At 70.7% G+C, this 21,157-nt stretch carries 17 protein-coding genes; 7 read left to right on the top strand and 10 right to left on the bottom strand.

All coding sequences use genetic code 11. The annotated features are described in order from the left end of the window. Positions 1 to 158 precede the first annotated feature (158 nt). The gene (locus tag BO64_RS10465) at positions 159 to 1,535 is read right to left on the bottom strand and encodes an HlyD family type I secretion periplasmic adaptor subunit (RefSeq protein WP_496403242.1); all 1,377 of its coding nucleotides are present in this window, start codon (positions 1,533 to 1,535) and stop codon (positions 159 to 161) included. Further along, on the bottom strand, positions 1,532 to 3,262 hold the full coding sequence (locus BO64_RS10470) for a type I secretion system permease/ATPase (protein WP_496403243.1): 1,731 nt from the start codon (positions 3,260 to 3,262) through the stop codon (positions 1,532 to 1,534). The genes BO64_RS10465 and BO64_RS10470 overlap by 4 nt, the downstream gene beginning before the upstream one ends. A gap of 191 nt (positions 3,263 to 3,453) precedes the next feature. On the opposite strand from BO64_RS10470, the gene BO64_RS10475 reads away from it, so the two are divergent. Beyond that, positions 3,454 to 4,254: a DUF6270 domain-containing protein gene (locus BO64_RS10475; RefSeq protein WP_496403244.1), complete on the top strand. Its 801-nt coding sequence runs from the start codon at positions 3,454 to 3,456 to the stop codon at positions 4,252 to 4,254. Here BO64_RS10475 and BO64_RS10480 read toward each other — a convergent pair. From BO64_RS10480 to BO64_RS10495, 4 genes are read right to left on the bottom strand one after another with little or no spacing between them, the layout of a single operon-like run. Beyond that, the gene (locus BO64_RS10480; RefSeq protein WP_496403245.1) at positions 4,214 to 5,410 is read right to left on the bottom strand and encodes a hypothetical protein; all 1,197 of its coding nucleotides are present in this window, start codon (positions 5,408 to 5,410) and stop codon (positions 4,214 to 4,216) included. The two genes, BO64_RS10475 and BO64_RS10480, sit on opposite strands and share 41 nt — an antisense overlap. Continuing rightward, positions 5,407 to 6,432: a hypothetical protein gene (locus BO64_RS10485; RefSeq protein WP_496403246.1), complete on the bottom strand. Its 1,026-nt coding sequence runs from the start codon at positions 6,430 to 6,432 to the stop codon at positions 5,407 to 5,409. The genes BO64_RS10480 and BO64_RS10485 overlap by 4 nt, the downstream gene beginning before the upstream one ends. Next, positions 6,429 to 8,045 (bottom strand): glycosyltransferase family protein, encoded by a 1,617-nt coding sequence (locus BO64_RS10490; RefSeq protein WP_496403247.1) that lies wholly within the window; start codon positions 8,043 to 8,045, stop codon positions 6,429 to 6,431. The genes BO64_RS10485 and BO64_RS10490 overlap by 4 nt, the downstream gene beginning before the upstream one ends. Continuing rightward, on the bottom strand, positions 8,042 to 9,994 hold the full coding sequence (locus BO64_RS10495) for a glycosyltransferase family protein (protein ID WP_496403248.1): 1,953 nt from the start codon (positions 9,992 to 9,994) through the stop codon (positions 8,042 to 8,044). The genes BO64_RS10490 and BO64_RS10495 overlap by 4 nt, the downstream gene beginning before the upstream one ends. Positions 9,995 to 10,141: 147 nt before the next feature. Between BO64_RS10495 and BO64_RS10500 the strand changes: the two genes are divergently transcribed. Both BO64_RS10500 and BO64_RS10505 read left to right on the top strand, forming a co-directional pair. Then, entirely contained in the window at positions 10,142 to 11,158 is a 1,017-nt protein-coding gene (locus BO64_RS10500; protein ID WP_496403249.1) for a sulfotransferase family protein, read from the top strand. Next, positions 11,155 to 11,901, top strand: coding sequence for a class I SAM-dependent methyltransferase (locus tag BO64_RS10505; protein ID WP_496403250.1), 747 nt, complete (start codon positions 11,155 to 11,157; stop codon positions 11,899 to 11,901). The genes BO64_RS10500 and BO64_RS10505 overlap by 4 nt, the downstream gene beginning before the upstream one ends. On the opposite strand, the gene BO64_RS10510 is transcribed toward BO64_RS10505, so the two are convergent. The 3 genes from BO64_RS10510 to BO64_RS10520 are packed head-to-tail and all read right to left on the bottom strand — an operon-like array spanning position 11,882 to position 14,741. After that, positions 11,882 to 13,255, bottom strand: a complete 1,374-nt coding sequence (locus BO64_RS10510; protein WP_496403251.1) for a hypothetical protein — start codon at positions 13,253 to 13,255, stop codon at positions 11,882 to 11,884. The genes BO64_RS10505 and BO64_RS10510 overlap by 20 nt on opposite strands. A 38-nt stretch (positions 13,256 to 13,293) precedes the next feature. Beyond that, positions 13,294 to 13,653 carry a hypothetical protein gene (locus BO64_RS10515; RefSeq protein WP_496403252.1) on the bottom strand — a complete coding sequence of 120 codons (360 nt, stop codon included), beginning with the start codon at positions 13,651 to 13,653 and terminating at the stop codon, positions 13,294 to 13,296. Next, positions 13,650 to 14,741, bottom strand: a complete 1,092-nt coding sequence (locus BO64_RS10520) for a glycosyltransferase family 2 protein (RefSeq protein ID WP_496403253.1) — start codon at positions 14,739 to 14,741, stop codon at positions 13,650 to 13,652. The genes BO64_RS10515 and BO64_RS10520 overlap by 4 nt, the downstream gene beginning before the upstream one ends. Before the next feature lie 149 nt (positions 14,742 to 14,890). Between BO64_RS10520 and BO64_RS10525 the strand changes: the two genes are divergently transcribed. The 4 genes from BO64_RS10525 to BO64_RS10540 are packed head-to-tail and all read left to right on the top strand — an operon-like array spanning position 14,891 to position 19,369. Then, positions 14,891 to 15,727, top strand: a complete 837-nt coding sequence (locus tag BO64_RS10525) for an ABC transporter permease (protein WP_496403254.1) — start codon at positions 14,891 to 14,893, stop codon at positions 15,725 to 15,727. Next, positions 15,724 to 16,470: an ABC transporter ATP-binding protein gene (locus tag BO64_RS10530; RefSeq protein ID WP_496403255.1), complete on the top strand. Its 747-nt coding sequence runs from the start codon at positions 15,724 to 15,726 to the stop codon at positions 16,468 to 16,470. Before BO64_RS10525 ends, BO64_RS10530 begins: the two co-directional genes overlap by 4 nt. A gap of 59 nt (positions 16,471 to 16,529) precedes the next feature. After that, on the top strand, positions 16,530 to 18,176 hold the full coding sequence (locus tag BO64_RS10535) for a hypothetical protein (RefSeq protein ID WP_496403256.1): 1,647 nt from the start codon (positions 16,530 to 16,532) through the stop codon (positions 18,174 to 18,176). After that, the gene (locus BO64_RS10540) at positions 18,173 to 19,369 is read left to right on the top strand and encodes a glycosyltransferase family 4 protein (protein ID WP_496403257.1); all 1,197 of its coding nucleotides are present in this window, start codon (positions 18,173 to 18,175) and stop codon (positions 19,367 to 19,369) included. Before BO64_RS10535 ends, BO64_RS10540 begins: the two co-directional genes overlap by 4 nt. A gap of 22 nt (positions 19,370 to 19,391) precedes the next feature. Here the strand turns inward: BO64_RS10540 and BO64_RS10545 are convergent, their stop codons facing one another. After that, a complete protein-coding gene (locus tag BO64_RS10545) occupies positions 19,392 to 21,065 on the bottom strand; it encodes a glycosyltransferase family 4 protein (RefSeq protein ID WP_496403258.1) in 1,674 nt (557 codons plus the stop codon). Positions 21,066 to 21,157 lie beyond the last annotated feature (92 nt).

A 21,157-nucleotide genomic window follows, 5' to 3' on the forward strand; every position in this document is an offset into this window, starting at 1 on the left:
CCGATGGGGCGTCCCGGCGGTCCATTACCCCAAGCGCCATAGCACGGCTGCGGCGTAGGTTAGACGAGCCCAAGCCGAGACGTATCGGAACCCTGCCAATTACGCAACACCAAAAAGGCCCATTTGGGAGAGCCGAACATGGTGTGGCGCCCGAGCCTCTAGTCCTCGCGGAAGGCGTCCCGAAGCGTGTCGGTAATGGGGGCGATCAGATAGCTCATCACGGTCTTCTGGCCCGTGACAATCATGGCGGAAGCCGGCATGCCCGGCGTCAGTTCCACCCCGCGCTTGAGCTTCTTCAGCTCGGTCGGCTCGATTCGAAGATCGACGCGGTAGAACGAGGCGCCGGACTTCTCGTTGACCACCCGGTCAGCGGACACCAGCGAGACCTTGGCCTGAAGGTCGTCGTTGAAGCGGTAGTTCAGGCCGGTCAGGCGCACCCGCGCCGGCATGCCCACCCGCACCTGGTCGACATCCTCGGGCTTGATCATCGCCGACACGGTGAGCGGCGTGCCCGATGGGACGATGTCCATGAGCGGCTCGGCCGAGCCGACGACGCCGCCCACGGTGAACTGGGTGAGGTTGAAGACATAGCCGTCCACCGGCGAGCGCACGACCGTCTGTTGCAGGCTCTGACGCGCCGACGCCAGGCGCGGCACCACGTCCGACAGCCGGGCCTGGCTGTCGCGCAGCCCCTCGGCGGCCTCGGTCGTCCGCTGGTTCCGCAGCTGCGCGAGCTGCATGCGGGTTTCGCCCATCTGCTGCCGCATCCGGGCGATGTCGGCGGTGAGCTGCCCCTTGCGCCCGGCGAGATCGGCCAGGCTGCGCTCGTAGCGCAGGATCAGGGTCTTGGGCGCGAAGCCCTGGGCGTTGAGCTTGCGATAGCCGTCCAGCTCCTCTTCGGTGAGCCGGCGCTGCTCGTCGATGGACGCCACCTGGGCCTGAAGGCCCTGGATCTGGGTCTCGAGCTGCTCGATCCGCTGGCCCAGCACCGCGGCCTGGCTCTGGAACAGTTGCTGACGAGTGCTGAACAGGAACTCCTGGTCGCGGACCATCGCGGCCACGCGCGGGTCGGCCATGCGCGACATCAGATCCTGCGGAAACTGGATGCTCGACCGCCCCGTCGCCTCGGCGCTGTAGCGGGCGCCCTGGGCCAGGAGCACGTCGTACTGGTTCTGATAGACGTCCACCGCCGCCTTGGCTTCGACGTCGTTGAACAGCAGCAGGGGCTGGCCGGCGCGGACGAACTGGCCCTCACGCACATTGATCTGCCGCACCGTGCCGCCTTCGCGCGATGCGCGCAGGGTCTTGCGGTTGCTTTCAACCCGCACCTCGGCCGGCGCGGTGACGCCACTGCTGAGCGGCGTGAACGAGGCCCAGAGGCCCAGGCCGAAGACGAAGGCGCCGATGACCCCAGCCCCGACGATCATCGGCCGCTTGAGGCGCCGCTCCAGCTGAGGATCCATGGCCTCGGGATCGTTGGCGTCGAAGGTCGGCGCCACATAGTTGGACCGGATCGGCGTGAGGTCGAGTTTCATCGGCCGCCCTCCACGGCGCGCACGCCGGTCGCCGGCTTCACAAGCCGCGACATCACCTGATCCCGTGGCCCGAACAGCTCGACCCGGCCGTCACGCAGGAGCAGCATCTTGTCCGCCGCGCGGAAGATCGACGGCCGGTGCGAGATGATCACCACCGTCGCCCCCTGGGCCTTGAGCGTCTCGATGGCGCTCATCAGGGCCTCTTCGCCCTCGGCGTCGAGGCTGGCGTTCGGCTCGTCCAGCACGACGAAGGCCGGCTTGGCGAGCACCGCCCGCGCCAGCCCCACCCGCTGACGCTGGCCGGCGGAGAGCACCACCCCGCCCTCGCCCACGTCGGTCTCATAGCCCTTGGGCATTCGCAGAATGAGGTCGTGCACGCCAGCCAGGCGCGCGGCCTCGACCACTTCCTCGTCCGTCACGTCGCTGCGGAACCGGGCGATGTTGTCGCGCACGGTGCCGCCAAAGAGCTCGGTGTCCTGGGGCAGATAGCCCACGTGGCGGCCGAAGTCGGCGCGATCCCAGGTGAAGACGTCGGCGCCGTCGAGGCGCACCGCCCCCTGCAGGGGCTTCCAGATGCCCACAAGCAGACGCGCCAGGGTCGACTTGCCCGCCCCCGACGGCCCGATGATCCCCAGCACCTCGCCCGGCTCGATGGAGAAGTTCACCCCGCTCAGCACCAGCTTGCTGACGCCGAACGGCGCGAAGTTCACCCCCTCCACCGACAGCTTGCCGGCGGGACGCGGAAGCTGGGTGCCGGCCGGCGCCGGCTCGGCCTTGGTGAGCAGGTTCTGCAGCCGCTCATGGGCGCGAACCATGTTGTTGAGCGGCTCCCAGCTCGCCACGATCTTCTCGATCGGCTGCAGGGCGCGGCTGGCCAGGATCATGTTGGCGAACAGCATGCCCGCATGGATCTTGCCCTTGAGGATCAGATAGGCGCCCAGGGCGATGATCAGGACCTGAATCCCCATCCGGACGAACTTGATGAGGTCGGTGTAGCCGTTCGAATACTCGGCCGCGGCGGCGCCCCGCTCGATGGTCACCGCCCGGTGACGGGCCCAGGCCGCGCCGAGGGTCGGCAGCATGCCCATGGCGCGGACCACCTCGCCGTTTCGCAGGGCCGCATCCGTGAAGCCATAGCTCTTCAGCGCCGCCTCGTTGGCGTCCTTCAGGGCGGGCGCCATGGCCTGCGTCTGCCGGATGGCCAGGGCCATGAGCAGGACCGCGCCGGCCAGGGTCACGAAGCCGACCAGCGGGTCGATGATGAAGAGAGCGATGAGGAAGACCGGAATCCACGGCACGTCGAACACGGCCGCCGCGCCGACGCCGGTGAAGGTCGTGCGGAACTGGTCGAGGTCACGCAGCGCCTGGGCCCGCGCACCGGGCTCGCCCCGCACGGCGGCGTCGAACAGGCTGGCGAACACGCGGCCCGACACCCGCTGGTCGAGGGCCACGCCGTAGTTGATCAGGATGCGCGCCCGGATGTCGTCGATCACCCCCGACACGGCGAAGGCGAACAGCGTCACCAGGGTCAGGACCCAGAGCGTCGCCTGGCTCTGGCTGACCATCACCCGGCCGTAGACCTGATAGGTGAAGAGCGGCAGCGCCAGATACAGGAGGTTCGAGACCAGACTGAACAGGAAGGCGACCGTGGTCACCTTCTTGGCGTCGGCCAACGCCCGAGTCAGCGCCGTATCCGGCTGGTTCGAGAGGAACGTCAGGAATTTCATCGCGGCGCCGAGCTGTTCCGTCGTGGCATGGAGCCAGATAAACCAATCCGGCTCGAAAAGGGTGAACGTTTCGGAATCGCCATCCGTCCAGCCTGCGGAGCGGAGGATCCCGGCGCGGCGGCTAGATGCGGAGCCGCCCGATTGTTGTCAATGCCATGCCTCCGCCCGGCCGGGGGCCTGCTGGAGCTGATATGCCTCGGGTCGCAATCATCGGCAGTTGCATCACGCGCGATTTGTGGCCGATCCGTGGCGACGGCGCGGAGGGGCTGCTCTACGTCTCGCGCACCAGCCTGCCGAGCCTGCTCTCCGAGCCGCTCCAAGGGTTTCAGCCCGCGAAGGAGCCGCCCGGCCCGCTGAAGGGCTATCCACACAAGGCGCTGGTGGAGGACCTGACCAAGACCGCCCTGGCCCGCCTGGTGGCGTTTCGTCCCACCCACCTGATCTTCGACCTCATCGACGAACGGTTCGACCTCCTGTGGGTCGAACGCTCGATCATCACCCACAGCTGGGAGCTGGAAGCCAGCGGCTATCTGGCCCAGGAGCCCCTGCGCGGCGCGCGCTCCATCCCGCGGCTGTCGCCGGCCTGCACCCGCCTCTGGACCGAGGCCGCGGGCGAACTGGCGGCGCTGGTGCGAGCCACGCCGCTGCGCGAGGCGCAGCTCGTCCTGCACGTCTCCCGATGGGCCAGCGAGGTGCGGGGCCCCGACGGGCGGCTGCGCCCCCTTACGGACGTGGCGATCATGGAAGGCAGGCCCGCGGAGATCGGCGAGCACAACGCCCTCCTCGCCGTCTATGAAGACATCCTTACGCGCGTGATGCCGCCCATGGCGCGGCTCGACGCGGCCGGGCTGCGGGTGGCCGACGCCGAGCATCGCTGGGGCCTGAGCCCCTTCCACTTCATCCCCGAGTACTACGCCGAGATCTGGCGCCAGCTCGCGGCGCTGGGCGTGTCTAGCGCCGCGCCTGCCGCGCCCAGTGTTCCAGCGGGGTGAGCCCCTCGCGCGCCAGGTCAGGCCGCGAGGCGAGGTAGGCCGCGCTCGGGAAGCCCGGACGCGCCTCGGCGACCGCCCAGGCCCCGCCCTGCAGATAGTCCACCAGCGGATTGACGCCGGGCGGCAGGTCCGCGCCGCGCTGGGCGACATAGTGCGGCAGATCGAACCACGGCCCGGGACTGCGCCCCTCGGCGCCCCCGGAGGTCAGGAAATGGGTCAGCGGCTCGAGGCCCGCCGCCGCCACGTCCGGATGCGCCTCCAGGTACCAGGCCGGGTCGAACAGCGGATGCGGCGAGAGGCCGTCGCGCCACCCTTCGGCGAGATAGTGGACCAGCAGCGGGACCCCACGCGCCCGGCCGCTCGCCTGCTGGGCGTACCAGGCCGGATCGAACAGCGGATGCGGCGACAGCCCCTGCATCCACCCTTCGCGCAGATAGTGACCGGCCGGATCCTCGCCGGGCGCCAGGGCCGGGCCCTGCGCCAGATAGTGGGCCACGTCGAAGGCCGGGTGCGGGCTGCGGCCGAGGGCGGCGCCGCGGCGGATGTAGTGCTCCAGGGCGGAAACCCCTGAACCGGCCAACTCCGCGGCGTTCTCCCGACGATAGTAGCCCTCATCGAACAGGGGGTGCGGCGAACGGCCCTCGAGCGAGCCCGACAGCAGATAGTGCACGAGCGGGGCAAGGCGCCCCGAGGCGATGTCGGGATGGCGCGCCAGGTACCAGGCCTGATCGAACCGGGCGAAGGGCGCGACCGCGGGGTTGGCGCCGCGGCGGGCGTAGGCGGCCATGTGGCGGAAGCGGTGAAGACTGCGGCCCGGTCCCTGCCAGACCCCGCTGCGCGCGATCACCGCCGCGTGGCCGAACGCGCCCAGACGGGCGAGGACGCGGTCGAGCCTGCGGCTCAGCCCCCCGTGGCGGCGCACCCGCTGCGCAGGCGAGCCCCCGGCCAAATGGGCCGCCAGGGCGGCGGCGCGCAGCCGGCCGGCCAGCTCCGCGCGGCTCCTCAGCGCGTCGTGCAGCGCGAGGCCAAGTTCGGTCCGGGCGACCGCCTCGCGCACCTGGGCGTCCTGGGCGAGGCGACGCAGGCCCGCCACCTTGCCCGCGACGGCGCGGGCCTTGTCGAGCACGCGGAAGATGGGGTCGGCCTCGGTGCTCATGCCGCCTCGCGCTGCAACCATTCGCGGAAGCTGCCGGGTCCCGCGGCATAGGGATCAGGATAGGCGGCCTGCAAATCGGCCCGCTCGCGATAGAGCACCCGGTGCGCCTTCTCGATCGGCGCGCCGTCGGCATAGGTCCCGTAGGCCCACCAGCGGTCGGGGATGCCGGGGTCGGTGGCTGCGGCGACCTCGCGCTTGTACCAGGACCAGATCTCATAGACCGGGAAGTTCGACCCGGCGTAGCGCTTGGTCATGGTGTCCCCCAGCGGCCCCAGCTTGGTGAAGTGCCAGAAGCGCAGGGGATGGCCGTTGACGGTGATCGATCCGTCCTTGCCCACCGCCACCTTGCGCTGGCTGAGGTTCCAGCTCGCGACGTTGTAGCCGGGATCGCGGATGATCTTCACCCGGTCGAACAAGGCCGGGACGTGGTCACACCAGCGCTGGTCGACGAACAGGCCCAGGGGGATGTCGTCGTAGCAGTAGGACAGCAGCCGGTCGTTCCACCACTTGGCGAAACGCGCCCCCTCGCCCTGCGTGCGGATGGCCACGAAGCCCAGGTTGTAGATGCCGGTGCGCAGGGTGGCGATGTCGTTGTCCAGGATCGCCTGGACGTCGTCGTTCGGGTCGATCAGGTGCGGCGTCAGCAGGATCTCGTCCGTCTGCAGCATGTCGAGCAGCGGATCGAGCGGGCCAAGCAGGGCCGTGTCGGGATCGAGGTAGATCACCACGTCCGCGCCGGAGCTGCAGGCCTGATGCAGATAGGGCCCCTTCACCGCCGTGCAGACCTCGACCACGTCGTGCTTGAAGAGCCAGCTCTTGAAGTTCGGGATGCCCAGGTCCTGCGCCCAGACCACGCGGTCGAACGGCTCGTCCGCCGGATCGAAGGCGAACCCCGGCGGCGGCTCGTCCGTGATCAGCGCCACCAGCTCCCAGTCGGGATGGCGCCGGCGCAACGTCTTGAACAGCACCCGGGCGCGGTTCAGGTACGAGAAGGTGAAGCTGGTGTAGGCTTGGACTTTCATGCCTCGGCCCTCGCGGGGAGCAGGTCGGCGGTCATCCCGCTGCGGGAAAGATCGTAGAGCATCGGGCGCCGCTGCGCGCGGGCAAGCTTCGCCACGTCGCCCGATTCGAAGGCCGCCTCGACGGCCGCGTCGTCGGGCAGCACGACGCCTTGGCCGGTGGCGCCCACGATGGCGGCCACATTGCCGCTGTCCGGACCGGTGACGATGGCGCAGCCGGCCGCCAGGGCCTCATAGGCGGCGAACGAGAAGGTCTCGCGCCACAGGGGCCAGAACAGCACCACATCCACCTCGAGCCGTTCGAGCGTCTCTTGCATGGCGTCGGCCCGCTCGCCGTTCACCCGCACCTCGTGGAACTCGGCCTCGACGCCCGTGTCCTGCTGGGCGCCCAGGTGGAAGAAGGCGTAGCGGGGGTCGGCCGCGTACTTGGCCACCAGCCGCTTGAACAGCGGCCAGCCCTTGTGCGGGGCAGGCCAGCCCAGGAAGGCGACGCGCAGCGGCCGCTCCGCCTCCGGAACCGGCGCCGGGCCTCGCTCCACCAGGGCCGCGTGCGGATGCACCACATGGCCGGCGGCCGGGAAGTCCCAGCGGCCCTTCCAGAAGTCGAGGGTGACGGCGGCAGGGGAGACCACGGTGATCGCCTGACGCGCAAACAGCTGCTCGTGGCCGGCCAAGTGGCGGGCCCGCCAGGGACCGAAGGCGCAGATGTCGCAAGCGGCGCTTTCCGGCGGCGGGGCGGCGCAGTCCTCCACGCCGTTGCGCAGCAGGTTGTAGCCCGCGCAGAGGCTCGAATAGTCGTGCAGCCAGAGGAACCCGGCCTTGAGCCCCAGGGCTTCCAGGATCGCCAGCACCTCGTCCGCGGCATGGCCGAGCAGGCTGTGAACCGCATAGCTGCGCCCGGAAGCGTCGGGCCCGGCGGCCTTGCCCAGGGCGGCGGCCACGTCGGCCGGCCGATGGACGCCCAGGTCCTCGCCGTTGAGCAGGACGCCCAGACGCCCCTCCTCGTCCTCGCGCATCACCGGCCAGTGGGCGGCGGGGAAGATGTGCAGATGGTCACGCCCCTGGGCGTTCACCGCCGCCTGTTCGATCTGCAGGCACAGCTGCACCCCGCCGACGTTCCGGCGATAGTCGTCGTGGCTGAAGGTGATGTGCAGGCCGCCCAGCCCCGGCCGCGCCCTGGCCAGCCCCGCCGCCAGCTGCTCGGGCCCGCTCACGGGCCTGGCCAGGGTTGTCTTCAGGGAGTCGGCGATCTCGTCCGCCATGGGCCGGCGGCGGGCGATGATGTCATAGCGGAAACCGAGGTCCGGTCCCGGCGCGCGGCCCTCCTTCCGCCCGTGGCGAAGGTAGTGGACGAACGGGTTGATCCCCGCCTCGGCCACCTCGGGGTTCTCGTGCAGATAGGCCCGCACCGAGAACTGCGGATTGGGATCGCGCCCCTCGCGCCAGCCGTGGGTGAGGAAGTGGTGCAGGGGGTCGAGGCCCGCCTCGCGCACGTCGGGGCTGAGGCTGAGGTAGTGCCGCCGGTCGAACTCGGCGGCCACCAGCCGCCGGTCCGGATGGAAGAGGCCGGCCGCGCGGGAGACCAGACGGCGCAGGATCGGCAACCGCTGGATCATTGCCCGCCCACGCCCGCGAAGAGGTCGACGGTCAGGTTGCTGAACGCCAGGTCGTGGAGCCGCGGCCGGCGGCGGGCCCGGCCGAGTTCGACCAGCGAGCCGGTCTCGAAGGCCGCCTCAAGCGCCGCCTCGTCGTCCAGCACCCAGCCGTGGCCGCCGTCCCGCACAAAGGCCTGGACATTGCCGCTGTCCGGTCCCGTCACCACGGCGCAACCCGCCGCCACGGCCTCATAGGCGGTGAATGAGAAGGTCTCCCGGCACAGCGGCCAGATCAGCACCACGTCGGCCTCGGTCGCCTCCAGCGCCTCCTGCATGGCCCGGGGCTGCGCTTCGGTGACCGCCACCGGATGGAAGGCGAGCGGCAGGCCCGGAACGGTGCGGCTGCCGAGATGAAGGAAGGTGTAGCGCGGATCGCCCTCGTACTTCAGCACCAGCTCGCGGAATAGCTCCCAGCCCTTGTGAGCCGAGGGCATGCCCGCAAAGGCGACCCGCAGCGGCCCGGAGGCCGGAATGGGCGCCGGGCCTCGGTCCACCAGGGTCGCGTGCGGCAGGACGACAGTCCGGGCGGCGGGATGGACGCCGCTGGCGAGCCACAGGTCGAGGGTGGGCTGCGAGGGCGCCACCACCGTCAGGTCCAGCTGCTCGAAGAGCCGGCGGTGGGCGTCCAGGTGGCGCCGGCGGTGGCTGTAGTAGGAACAGACCTCGCAGGCCGGGCTTCCCGGCGGCGGCGCGGCGCAGTCCTGCACATCGTTCCGCAGCAGGTGGTAGCCGGCGCACAGGCTGGCGAAGTCGTGCAGCCAGAACCAGCCGGACCTGAGGCCGACGGCGGCCAGGATCTCAACCGCCTCCTCCGGCGAATGCCCCAGCAGGCTGTGGATGGCGAAGGTGCGCCGGCCTGGCCGGACATCGGCGGCGGCGGCCTTCAGGGCGCTCGCCACGGCCTGCCCTTCGAAGGTCCCCACGCGCTCACCGTTCCAGAGCACGCCCAGGAGGCCCGGCTCCCCCTTCTCGCGCACCACAGGCCAGGGATCGGCGGGATAGAGGTGCAGGTGGTCCATGCCCAATCCGGCGACCCGGGCGTCCTCGCGCTGCAGGCAGAGCTGCACGCCGCCGAGATTGGCCGAGTAGTCGTCGTGGCTGAACGTGATGTGCAGGTCCGCAAGGCCCGACCGGGACCGGGCCAGGGCCGCGGCAAGCCGGTCGGCGGGCGTCGCCGCCCGGTTCGCCGCCTCGCCGGCCACCTCGGCGGCGCGGGCCGCCACCGGCCGCAGGTCGGCCAGCAACTGGTAGCGGAACCCCAGCTCGTTGCGGGGGATCCGCCCTTCGGCCCGGCCGGCGCGGATGTAGTGGACGAACGGGTTGATCCCGGCTTCGGCGATGTCCGGATAGGTCTCGAGATAGTCACGCACTGAGAAGCGCGGACTCGGGTCGCGCCCTTCCATCCAGCCGGTGAGCAGGAAGTGCTCCAGCGGGTCCTGCCCGGCCTCGGCCACGTCGATATTGGCCTGAAGATAGAACTCGACCTCGAACTCCGGCTCGATCAGCCGCCGCTCCTCGTCCAGCTGCTCCGGCGAGGGGCCCATGCGGCCGGAGGTCTTCGATGGCTGGAAGACCTCCAGGCTCCAGCCGGCGCGGCCGGCGGCGCTCAGCAGGTAGCGTTCGCCGCGAGTCGACGGGCGCACCTCGCGGCCTTCCCGACGGCCGTGGACGAGGTAGTGGAAGAACGGTTCGAGCCGGGTGTCGCGGACGTCCGGATGGTCTTCCAGATAGGCGGCGGACGAGAACCAGGGCGCAGGGTCGCGGCCCTCGCGCCAGCCGGCGTCGAGATAGTGCCTCAAGGGGTCAGTCCCCTGGGCGGCCACGTCGGGATAGGCGGCCCGGTAGAACGCCGCGTCGAACGCGACCGAGACGACCCGGTGGACTTCGTCGGCGGCGGCCGTGGCGGCCATGCGGCGCAGGTTCCTTACTTTCCGGAGGGGGCCTCTCTGCAACAGAAGGTCGAGGGGATCAACGGGGGGATGGCGCGCCGGCCCGGGCTTGCCGGGCCTGACGCAGCCCCCTACACGCAAGGGAACCAGCCCCGTCCGGACCGAAGAATGACAACCAGAACCGCCTATCTCGTGCTGGGCATGCACCGGTCCGGCACCTCGGCCGTGACCCAGCTCTTGTCGCTGGCCGGCGCGGAGTTGCCCGAGAACGTCATGCCGGGGGACGAGTACAACGCCCAGGGCTATTTCGAGCCCTGGAAGATCGCCCTGTTCAACGACCAGCGCCTGCGCGCCGCCGGCTCGGCCTGGGACGACATCTTCTCCTTCCCGTACCGCCCCCTGTCCCGCAAGGACGAAAGGGTCTGGGCGAATCGCGCCCTGGACCTTCTCGGCGAGGAGTATGGCGAGGCCCGCTTCCCGCTGCTGAAGGACCCCCGGGTCACCGTCCTTCTGCCCTTCTGGCGTACGGTGCTGGGCGACCTGGAGATCGCCGCCCGGTGCGTGATCCCCGTGCGCCACCCGCTGGCGGTCGCCGGCTCCCTGCGCCGTCGGGACGGCTTCACCGAGCAGAAGTCGGTGCTGGTCTGGACCGCCTACATGCTGGCCGCCGAGGCCTACACCCGCGACCTGCCCCGGGCGTTCGTCGGCTACGACGCCCTGCTCACGGATTGGCGCAGCCAGGTGGCGCGGATCGAGACCGCCCATGGCGCGCCCCTGCCGGCTCTCGATGCGACCGCCGCCGCCGAGATTTCCAAGGCCCTGGCGCCGGACCTGCGCCACAACATGGGCGCCGGCGACCTCGCCGCCCTGGGCTGGCCCGGCGAGCTGGCCGCTCGGGTCCTCGCCTGGTTCGAGGCCGCAGCCCGGGACAAGGCGCCCCCGCCCCAGGTCCTGGACGAGGTCGCCGCCGACCTCGCCCGCCGGGCCGCCGAGATGGAGCCGCTAATCTCTCCGGCCGCCCGCGACTTCGACATCGCCCGCACCGAGCTGCGCGAGGCCAAGGCGCAGGTTCCGGCCCTGGAAGCCGGCTGGCGCAACGCCAGCCATGAGCTCGACCGCCACCGCGAACTGCTCGCAGCGGTGGAGGCCCAGCTTGACGCGATCCTGGCCGAGGGCGAGCGGTGAGCGCGCCCCGCCTCGAGGCCCGCCTCGCCCGCTTCCCCAAGACCCGGCCGCCTCTGCCGCCCAAGATCGCCGAGATCTACGCGCGCCAGTACGCCGAGAACCGCGCTGGCGAGACCACCGCCGCTTCGCTTTCCCAGAGGCTGGAGCAGTGGATGCACCGGCAGGTGGCGGCCGACGCCTCCCCGGCCAAGACCACGCTGGAGCTGGGCGCCGGCAACCTGAACCAGTTGCCCTTCGAGCCGGAGGGCGGCGCCTACGACGTGGTCGAGCCCTTCGCCGAGCTCTTCGAGGGCTCGCCGCGGCTGGCGCGGGTGCGGACGGTCTATGCCGACGTGGCCGAGGTGCCCGCCGACAACCGCTACGACCGGATCACCAGCGTCGCCTGCCTGGAGCACATCTGCGACCTGCCGGTGGCGCTGGCGCGCTCCGCCCGGCTGCTGGCGCCTGGCGGCTCGTTCCGGGCCGCCATCCCGAGCGAGGGCGGCTTCCTCTGGAAACTGGGCTGGTCGATGACCACCGGCCTGGAGTTCCGCCTGCGGCACGGCGAGGACTACGGCCTGCTCATGGCCCACGAACACGTCAACGACGCCGCCGAGATCGAGGCCCTCTGCCGGGCGCTGTTCGCCCGGGTTTCGGTGAAGAGCTTCGGCCTTGGGCGCCAGCTCTCCCTCTACCGTTTCATCGAGGCGGCCGAGCCCCGCCTGGAGGTGGCGGAGGCGTGGCTCAGGCGTTTCGGCGCCTGAGCCTGGGATCCAGGGCCACATAGACCGCGCCGGTGATGGCCGCGAGGTCCAGGAAGTAGAGGTAGCGGTAGTCGCAGGCGAGCGAGATCACATAGAAGCTCGCCGCAAAGCTCAGGGCCGAGAGCATCAGCCCGGCCATGGCGATATCGGCCGCCTCCCGCCGGACCAGCAGGAACCCCGCCACGGCCAGGGCGAGCGCCGCAAAGGCCGGGTGCGACAGGCCGGGCGTGTCCATCCACCAGGTCGTGTAGTTCCAGAGGCGTAGATCGTCGCGGTCCTGCCTTCGCGTCAGGCCAAGCTCGGCCATGTACTGCGGCGGCCCGTCGATCCCGAGGTGGATCGGCAGGCACTGGTCGATGTCGGGCGTGGCGAACACCCAGCGGAACACCTCCAGCCGGCGTCCGGCATAGCCCAGCGGGTCCTCGGTCAGGGTCTCGACCCACTGCCGGGCGATCTCCCCGGCGCTGTAGCGGGTCATGGCCTTGCCCAGGGTGCGCGATCCCAGGAGCGCGTCCACACGGGTGGGCGAATAGTATTTGGGCGCTTCCTCGCGCAGGGCGGCGGCGGCCTGGGGATTGGCGGCCTCCAGCACCCGCAGGGGCCGCTTCGGATCGGCGGCGATGGCGCCGGCGAGGTCATAGCCCTGCAGCAGCCGCAGGCCGACGTCGCGATTGACGCCCGGCGGGTCCTTCACCGGCGTGACGATGTCGAACGCCTTCATGCAGATCAGCGGGGCGACAAAGCCCACCAGCGCCCAGCCGGCCGCCTTGCGCCAGCCCGACGCCCAGGCCGTCCAGCCAAGGGTCGCGGCCGAGAACAGCGCCACCAGCGCCCCGTTCTGGCGGAGCAGGCAGGCCATGCCGAGCAACACGAAGCTTACGGCCAGCAGCACCATCCGCGGCCGGGGCCGCTCCCAGCGCGTCACGGCATGGGCCAGGGTGACGAAGCCGGCGATCGCGAAGTTCGCGAAGAGCACGTCCTTCCACATGATGGCCTGGTAGAGCAGCACCTGCGGCGCCAGCAGCGCTCCGGCCAGGACCACCGGCGCGATCCACGAGATCCTGGACCGAAGGCCCGGGAGCGCCGCCCAGGCGGCGGCCAGCAGGCCCGCCGCCCCGACCAGATAGGCCGCCGGCGAACTCGGCGTGATCCGGTCGAAAAAGCCCAGGATCGAGGAATACATCGGCGGGCCGAACACGATCCGCACGCCCCGGCGGCCCTCGGTGAGCGAGATCACCGAGTCCACCGACATGTGGCCCGGAAAGTTGAGCTTCAGGATCAGGGCGTAACCGGCCGCCAGCACCGCGAACCAAGCGAGGGCGGGCGCGAAGCGGATCAGGCGCTGGGTGGTCATCGGCATCCCCCCGGATGTCTCCGTTCGGCGTCCTGGCGTCAGGCGCTCTGGCTCTGGATCACCGCGAGGCCCGCCAGCATCAGGACGTAGCCGGCCGCCACGCGCCAGCCCAGGGGCTCCTTGAACACCAGCCAGGCGACGATCGGGATCAGGCCGGTGCCGGCCAGGGCGAAGGGATAGGCCTTGGACAGCGGCACGCGCGTCAGGATGTAGAACCAGAAGATGGCCGTCAGCCCGTACCAGGCCAGGGCCCCGATCAGCGGACCATTGGTGATCAGCTTGTGCAACAGCGGCCCCGTCTGCCGGGCCTGATAGACGGCCGCCCACTTGAACATGGTCTGGCCGATCGGCAGCGCCAGCGAGAAGCCGGCGCACAGCAGCATGTCGCGCGGGGTCATGCGCCCGGCCGCCGCGAGGCCTCGGCGGCGGCCTGCCGCGCTTCGAGCCGCCTGACCGTGCGCAGGTAGGGGTGGATCGGTCGGCTGGGCACGTTCAGCACGTCGAAGTTCATCGCCTGCAGGAGCAGCTGGGCGCCCAGGATGATCGGTAGGGCGGCCATCATCACCACCCCGGCCGAGGCGGCATGGCCCGGCGCCCGGTGCGCCAGATAGCTGAGGGCGTAGCCGACGCCGAACACCGCCGAAACCACGCCGAAGACCAGCTCCAGGCTGGCGGCGTTGAAGTCACGGACGAAGTACTGGCCCAGCACCCGTCGCACGAAGTTGCGCAGGTGCTTGAACGCGAACGGACCGACGATCCGGCTGATGCGGATGTTGGACACCTCGTCGGCGTAGCGGGCCGGCATGGGCACGTCCCGGACCACCGCCCGCAGGGTGCCCAGGTGATAGAGCAGGTCCGTCTCGAAGAAGAACCGCTTCGAGACCCGCTTTTCCAGCACCAGCCGCGCCACATTGGCCTCCAGGGCCGTGTAGCCGTTGGTGGGGTCGAAGATGTTCCAGTAGCCGGTGGACATCTTGGCCAGGAAGCTCAGCGCCGCATTGCCGAACACCCGCACGGGCGGCATGGCTCGCAGATGGCTCATCGAGGTGAAGCGGTTCCCCTTGGCGTAGTCCGCTTCGCCCAGCAGGATCGGCGCGACGAGATGAGCGCAGTAGGCCAGGTCCATCTGGTCGTCGCCGTCGACCTTCACCAGCACCCGGGCGCCGCGGGCGATGGCCTCCTGGTAGCCCGCCATGGTGGCCCCGCCGACGCCCTGGTTCTCGGGCAGGCGCACCACCACCACGCGGGGGTCGGTGTTGTGGGCCTCGATGAAGTCCGCCGAGCCGTCAGGGCAGGCGTCGTCCACGCAGACGATGCCCTCGATCCAGGCCGGAGCCTTGCGGATGACGTTCAGGATATGCGCCGTGACCTTGTAGCAGGGCGCCACCAGCCAGACGCCCGCATCCTCCAGGTTCACGTCGCCAATGGCGAACGCCTCCAGGGACAGCGGGCTCGGGTCGCGGGCGATCTTGTCGATCGAGGTCATGGCAGGCGTTCGGGTCCCTCGCCGCCCGGCTAACATGGACATCGGACGGGGCCAAGCTCGGCCGGGGTCGGGCGAGCCTGAGGGCGACGGCTCGCCTTGCGCCGGGGAAACGCGCCTGATACCTCCGGCGCCTTCGTTCGGGAGAGCTGATGGACTCGGCCACCCATATGCTTCGGACCGGCCAGCGCGGCGGGCTGTTCCAGATCCAGATGGCGTTTCGCGACCTGAAGAACTCCGGCCACCGGCTGGGGCTCGCCTGGTCGCTCGCCTGGCATGACATCGTCTCGCGCTACCGCGGCTCGATCCTCGGGCCGTTCTGGATCACCCTGTCCATGGGCCTGATGGTCCTGGGCATCGGCTTCCTGTACGCCAATCTCTTCAAGATCCCCCTGAACGAGTTCCTGCCCTTCGTGGCCCTGGGGATCGTGTTCTTCGGGGTGATGACCGGCATCATCAATGAGGGCTGCGACACATTCGTCCAGGCCAAGGGGATGCTGTCGCAGACCAACCTGCCGATGTTCACCTTCATCTGGCGGACGGTCTTCCGCAACCTGATCAGCCTGGCGCACCACCTGGTGATCGTGATCGCGGTGCTCACCTTCTACGGCTACTGGGGCAAGGCCCAACCCTTGCCGGCGCTGGTCGGCCTGCTGCTGATGGTGATCAACGCGGCCTGGATCAGCATGGTGGCCGCCATCGCCTCGGCCCGCTTCCGCGACATTCCCCAGATCGTCGTGTCGGTGATGCAGTTCGCCATCTTCATGACGCCGGTGTTCTGGACCCCGCAGCGGTTCTCGGGTCAGAACCTCGCCATCCTGCACCTGAACCCGTTCTTCCACCTGCTGGACGCCGTGCGCGCGCCGCTGCTTGGCCAAACGGTGGCCCAGAACACCTATATCGTGCTGGTGACCATGGCGGTGGTCGGCTGGACGCTGACCTTCGCCCTCTTCGCCCGCACCCGCCGCCGGATCGTTCACTACCTATGAGCCAGCCCGTCTCGATCAGCTGCCGGGGCCTGACGATCCGCTTCCCCGTCTATGGGGTGGACGCCAAGTCCCTGAAGAAGTCGTTGGCGCGGGTGGCCGTGGGCGGGCGCCTGGGCCGCCACTTCGGCGCCACCGACGTCACCGCCCTGCAGGACCTGAACCTCGAGCTGAAGGCCGGGGATCGCCTGGGCCTCATCGGTCACAACGGTTCGGGCAAGACCACGCTTCTCCGCGCCCTGTCCGGCGCCTATGAACCCGACGAGGGCACCATCGAGGTGCAGGGCCGCATCGCTGCCCTGCTCGACCTGGCGCTGGGCGTCGACCTCACCGCCACCGGCTACGACAACATCCGCCTGCGCTGTCGCATCGCCGGCCTCTCCGCCAGGGAGGTGGAGGCCAGGCTGCCCGAGATCGCCGAGTTCACCGGCCTGGGGCCGTTCCTGGCCATGCCGGTGAAGACCTATTCGGCCGGGATGCAGGCCCGCCTGGCCTTCGCGGCGGCCACCGCCGTCGACTGCGACGTGCTCCTGATGGACGAGTGGATCGCCGTCGGCGACGCCGACTTCCAGAAGCTCGCCCACAAGCGGCTCCTCAGCCTTGTGGAGCGGGCGGGCATCCTGGTTCTCGCCACCCACGACGTCGACCTCCTGCGGCTCTACTGCAACAAGGTCATGCGGCTGGAAGGCGGAGTCTCCTCCGAGGTCGTCGACATCCGCAAGGTCGACCAGCTGCTGGCCGCCTGAGCGGGCGGCTGATAACCGAAGGCCCGACAGGCCAATCGCAACGGCCCAAGGATCAGGGCGTGGACGTCATCTTCACCATCGTGTCGCGCAACTACGCGGCCCAGGCGGCGACGCTCATGGGCGGTGTGGCGCGCGCCGAGCCCCAGGCGCGCCGAATCGTGGTGGCCGCCGACGGACCGATCCCGGAACTCGCCGACATCGCCGAGGTGATCGAGGCCGCGGACCTTGGCGCCCCAGTCCGGGACATGAGCGTCTATTACGAGGCCCTGGAGCTGAACACGGCGGTGAAGCCGTTCGTGGTCCGCACCCTGCTCGCCCAGCCCGGCGTGCGCAGCGTCACCTACCTCGACCCCGACATCGAGGTGTTCCGGCCGCTGATGCCCGTGTGGGAAGCCCTGGCCACGGCGCCCATGGCGCTGACGCCACACACCCTGCGCCCCCTGACCACGCCGGGATCGCCCACCAATGAGGACCTGGCCCGCTCCGGCCGCTTCAACCTCGGCTTCCTGGCCGTCCGGCCCGATCCGCAGGTGTCCCGGCTCGTCGACTGGTGGGCCGATCGGTGCCGCTTCGATTGCCGGGTCGCCCCCGACGAGGGCATCTTCACCGACCAGAAGTGGATGGATCAGGCCACGGACTTCGTCCCCGATGCGGCGATCCTGACCCATCCGGGCCTGAACCTCGCCTATTGGAACCTGGAAGGACGGGAACTGACGCGGGCCCCCGACGGCTGGCGCGTCGACGGCGAGCCCCTGATCTTTTTCCACTTCTCCGGCTTCGATCCCGAGCGGCCTCTCAACCTTTCCAAGCACCAGAACCGTTTCCGGGTCCTGGCCGGCTCGCCCATGGCCGGGCTTTTGTCCGACTACGCCGCTTCGCTCCGCGCCAACGGCCATGCCGAAGCCAAAACCCGCGGCTACGGCTTCGACCGCTTCACGTCAGGCCGGCGCATCCGCCCCGCCCACCGACGCGCGGCCCTGGCCGCCGCCCGCGCCGGCGCGCAGTTCCCGGACGGCCTGGGCCCCGCCACCGAGGCCTGGCTCGACGCGCCCGATCCCGCCCAGCCCGGCATGATCCGCGTCATGGCGGCGCTGGCCGCCGAGCAGCCGGCGGCTGCCTATCCCTGGTGGTTTACGGCCAACGCCCAGGCCCTGGGGGCCGATCTGGCCTCGGCCGAGGCCGCGGCGAAGCTGCCGGGGCCCGCCGATCCCGCCCAACGCTTCGAGGGTGACGAACTCACGGCCTGGCGGATCGGCCCCATGGCCGCGGCTGGCCGGTTCCGGATGGACGCCTTGTCCGAGCGCGAGATCGGCGACCTGCTGGGCCGCCCCGATATCCTCGCCCGCGCGGCGGACCTTGCCGAGACCGACCGGGCGCCGTCGCCCTTGCGGCGGCGGCTGTTCGCCGCCTTCGGCTTGCCGCACCGGGCCCGCTGGCCAGAACGCCTGAGACAGCCGCTCCAGGCCGCCTATCTGGCCTCCGACGCCCGGGCCGGCTTGAAGCTGTTCCGTGAGATCTGGAACGCCCGCCCTGACCTGCAGAAACTCTATCCGCTGGACGGGGCCGCAGGCCGGTTCCGCTACCTGCGCTGGCTGCTGGCCGGCGGGCTGGCCGAGTACGGGGTGCCGGTCGACGCCCTGCCCGCCCGAGTGCGGGGCGGCCTCATCATGCGCCTCGCCCGCGCCAGTCTCATGGGCCGTCGATGAGCCTGAAGGCGCTGCAAGGTCTCTGGAGGGCGGCCCTGCCTGAGCCCGTGCGTCGGGCGGCCGCGCCGGCGATGCGCCAGGCTCGCCGCGCCTATGTCCATGCCGCTGGGCGCAGGCGGCCCGAGGCGGCCAAGCTCCCGATCCGCCTGGTGGGCCTGTTCGGCGCAAGCCATGGGATCGGCGGCTCGGCGCGCCTCGCCGCGCGGGCGTTCGAGGCCCTGGGCGTGCCGGTGGAAACCGTGGCCGTGGGCCAGGGTCTCGACTGGCGCGCCGCCGCCTCGGCCGGCGCCCCGGCGCTCTGGATCTTCCATCTCAATCCGCCAGAACTGGTTGACGCCCTGGCCGCCATGGGGCCGCGCAGGGTGCGGGGGCCTCGCTTCGGCTACTGGGCCTGGGAATTGCCGAAGGCGCCCGGCGAATGGCTGGCGGACGGCCGCCTGCTCGACGAGGTCTGGGCGCCAAGCCGCTACGCCGCGGACGCTTTCGAAGGTGTCCGTGCGCCGGTCCGCGTGGTGCCGCACCCGCTGTTGGCGGCCGACTACGAGAACATCGCCCCTGCGCCGCGCTCAGCCGCTTTCCAGGCCGTCGCCCTGTTCGACTTCAACTCCTCGGCGGCCCGCAAGAATCCCGAGGGCGCCGTGGCCGCCTTCCGCAAGGCCTTCGGCGAAGACCCGGCCTGTGAACTGGTGATCAAGACCCAGAACGGTTCGGCCCATCCTGAGGCCCTTGCGAGGCTGCGCAGGCTCGCCGGCCCCGGCGTGCGGATCGTGGACGAGTCCTGGCCCTACGACGAGGTGAAGCGGCTGCTCGCCGGGGCTGACGTGCTGATCTCGCTCCATCGAGCGGAAGGCTTTGGCCTCGTCATGGCCGAGGCCATGGCCCTGGGCACGCCGGTTCTCGCCACCGCCTACAGCGGCAACCTCGACTTCATGGACGAGACCACGGCCCTCCTGGCGCCGTCACGGCCCGTCGCCGTCGATGATCCGCAGGGGATCTATCGCGGCCAGACCTGGGCCGAACCCGACATCGAGGCGGCGGCCGAAGGGCTGCGGCGCTTGCGCAACGAGCCGGACCTGGGCCCGCGGCTGGCCACGGCCGCCCGCGCCCGGGTGACGGAGACATTGTCGCCCAGGGCCTGGCTGGCCAGCCTGCCCAAGGCCGTTCAGGCCGCGGCCGCGGCGCAGCGCGCCTGAGCGCCGCGCACCGGAGCCCACGCTAAGGCAGCCAGTCGAGGAAGCCGTGCTTGGCCATCCAGGCCAGGCCCAGTTCCAGGGGGCGGCGCTCGCCCTGCGGGAAGGCGAGGAGGATTTCCCGCGCCGTCAGCGGCCCCCGCGCCGTCAGCAGATCAATGACCTTGGCGCAGCTTTCGGCAGGCGCGCGCACGGCGCCGTAGACACGGTCCAGGACCACCTTGTCGGTGGCGAGCACCGTCTCGGCGGTGACGCCGGGGGCGACCTTGAGCCGGGTGTCCATGGCCAGGACGTCGGTGGCGAAATGCGCGAAATCCACGAAGGGGTCGCCCTTCACCGGATTGAGGCGGCGTCCGGCCAGCGGCTCCACCGCGGCGGCCCGCACCCGGCCTAGCTCCTCCACGAGTTCGCGATACTGCGCGGCGACCACCGGCCAGTCGAAGGCGCTGCGAACCCGCTCGCGACCCGCCGCCCCCATGCGCCGCCGCAGCTCCGGCGAACGGATCAGGCTGGCCAGGGCGTCGGCGCAGCGGCCGATATGCACGGCGGTATGCTGGGCCACCGTGCCGACGTAGGTCTGGTAGCTCTCGAGCTCCATCACGTGACGGGCGGCGATGGCCGCGCCCAGGCCGCCACCCTGGGGCCCGCCCAGCGTCGGGATCAGGAAGCCCTCCTGGCCGTCGCGGACGGTGAAACGGTAGCCGTCCCAGTCGCTGACCACCACCGGCAGGCCCGAGGCCATGGCCTCCAGCGGCGTGATGCCGAAGGTCTCCTGGATGTTGTCCACCAGCGACAGGAAGATGTCGGCGCCGGCCCACAGGCCGCCTAGGCGCTCGCGATCGTTGCCGTCCTCGAACCGGATCTCCAGATCGCCGCCATAGGCCGCGGCCGCCTCGGCGTAGCGCTGTCGATCGTCCGCAGCGGGGAACCAGCCGGCCAAGGCGAAGACGATCCTGCGGCCTTCGCCCGCCATCTCCGCGGCCCGGCGCACGGCCTTGAACATCGGTTGCGGGAAAGCCTTCTCGAAGAAGGACAGCCGCCCCACCCAGAGCACGAGGACGTCATCCTCGCCCAGCCCCAGTTCCTGGCGCAGAGCGGCGCGGACCTGCGGCCGATCGGCCTGGGCCCGGAACGCCTCGGCGTCGACGCCCAGCGGGATGATCGGCAAGGCCGGCTGCGGCGGCGGGCGCCCGCCCGTGCGCGCCGCCAGATGCTCCCCAAGGTCCAGGAACATCTGCGACAGGCCCTCCCGGACGCTCGGCGAGGTGCAGATGATCGCGTCCCACGGGTGACACGGGGCGATCATGCTGGCGCCCATCATTTCGCGGACCGCGGGGGGCGCCAGGGTGTGGGCTAGGCCCAGGAGGCTGTAGGCGCGGTCACCGGCGCCGCGACGACGCATCCAGGCCAGCTCATGGATGTAGGGCTGGCCCCGGAGCAGCGCGCCTGACGCCTTGGGCGTCCCGATCCCCAGCAGCGGCGCCCAGGCAAGCCTGGTGGCGACCTCCGTCCCGCCGTGCAGCCCGGCCTTGAGGTCCGCCTCCGACAGTGGCGGGACCGAGAGGATGTCCACCTGCTCGAAGCCCCCGTGACGAGCCAGCGCCTGCAGCAGCTGCAGGTTCGCCACATCCTTGCCGAACGGATTGGCCCCCAGCCCCAGTCGGCCCGACGGATGAAAGATCGAAAGACGCGCCCCCATGCGGCTTCCCTATACCACCGCGCGCCGAACGCCACGCCCCGAGTAGGCCGGACCGCCGGTCCGGCTTTGCCTTGGGGCGCCCGACCGCTAAA

Source organism: Phenylobacterium composti DSM 19425, from assembly GCF_059568645.1.

Coding starts and splice junctions, on each gene's coding strand:
- BO64_RS10475 (WP_496403244.1), top strand. CDS start 3,454: ATGCCTCGGGTCGCAATCATCGGCAGTTGCATCACGCGCGATTTGTGG.
- BO64_RS10490 (WP_496403247.1), bottom strand. CDS start 8,045: ATGATCCAGCGGTTGCCGATCCTGCGCCGTCTGGTCTCCCGCGCGGCC.
- BO64_RS10485 (WP_496403246.1), bottom strand. CDS start 6,432: ATGAAAGTCCAAGCCTACACCAGCTTCACCTTCTCGTACCTGAACCGC.
- BO64_RS10465 (WP_496403242.1), bottom strand. CDS start 1,535: ATGAAACTCGACCTCACGCCGATCCGGTCCAACTATGTGGCGCCGACC.
- BO64_RS10515 (WP_496403252.1), bottom strand. CDS start 13,653: ATGACCCCGCGCGACATGCTGCTGTGCGCCGGCTTCTCGCTGGCGCTG.
- BO64_RS10545 (WP_496403258.1), bottom strand. CDS start 21,065: ATGGGGGCGCGTCTTTCGATCTTTCATCCGTCGGGCCGACTGGGGCTG.
- BO64_RS10530 (WP_496403255.1), top strand. CDS start 15,724: ATGAGCCAGCCCGTCTCGATCAGCTGCCGGGGCCTGACGATCCGCTTC.
- BO64_RS10470 (WP_496403243.1), bottom strand. CDS start 3,262: ATGAAATTCCTGACGTTCCTCTCGAACCAGCCGGATACGGCGCTGACT.
- BO64_RS10510 (WP_496403251.1), bottom strand. CDS start 13,255: ATGACCACCCAGCGCCTGATCCGCTTCGCGCCCGCCCTCGCTTGGTTC.
- BO64_RS10500 (WP_496403249.1), top strand. CDS start 10,142: ATGACAACCAGAACCGCCTATCTCGTGCTGGGCATGCACCGGTCCGGC.
- BO64_RS10520 (WP_496403253.1), bottom strand. CDS start 14,741: ATGACCTCGATCGACAAGATCGCCCGCGACCCGAGCCCGCTGTCCCTG.
- BO64_RS10480 (WP_496403245.1), bottom strand. CDS start 5,410: ATGAGCACCGAGGCCGACCCCATCTTCCGCGTGCTCGACAAGGCCCGC.
- BO64_RS10540 (WP_496403257.1), top strand. CDS start 18,173: ATGAGCCTGAAGGCGCTGCAAGGTCTCTGGAGGGCGGCCCTGCCTGAG.
- BO64_RS10525 (WP_496403254.1), top strand. CDS start 14,891: ATGGACTCGGCCACCCATATGCTTCGGACCGGCCAGCGCGGCGGGCTG.
- BO64_RS10495 (WP_496403248.1), bottom strand. CDS start 9,994: ATGGCCGCCACGGCCGCCGCCGACGAAGTCCACCGGGTCGTCTCGGTC.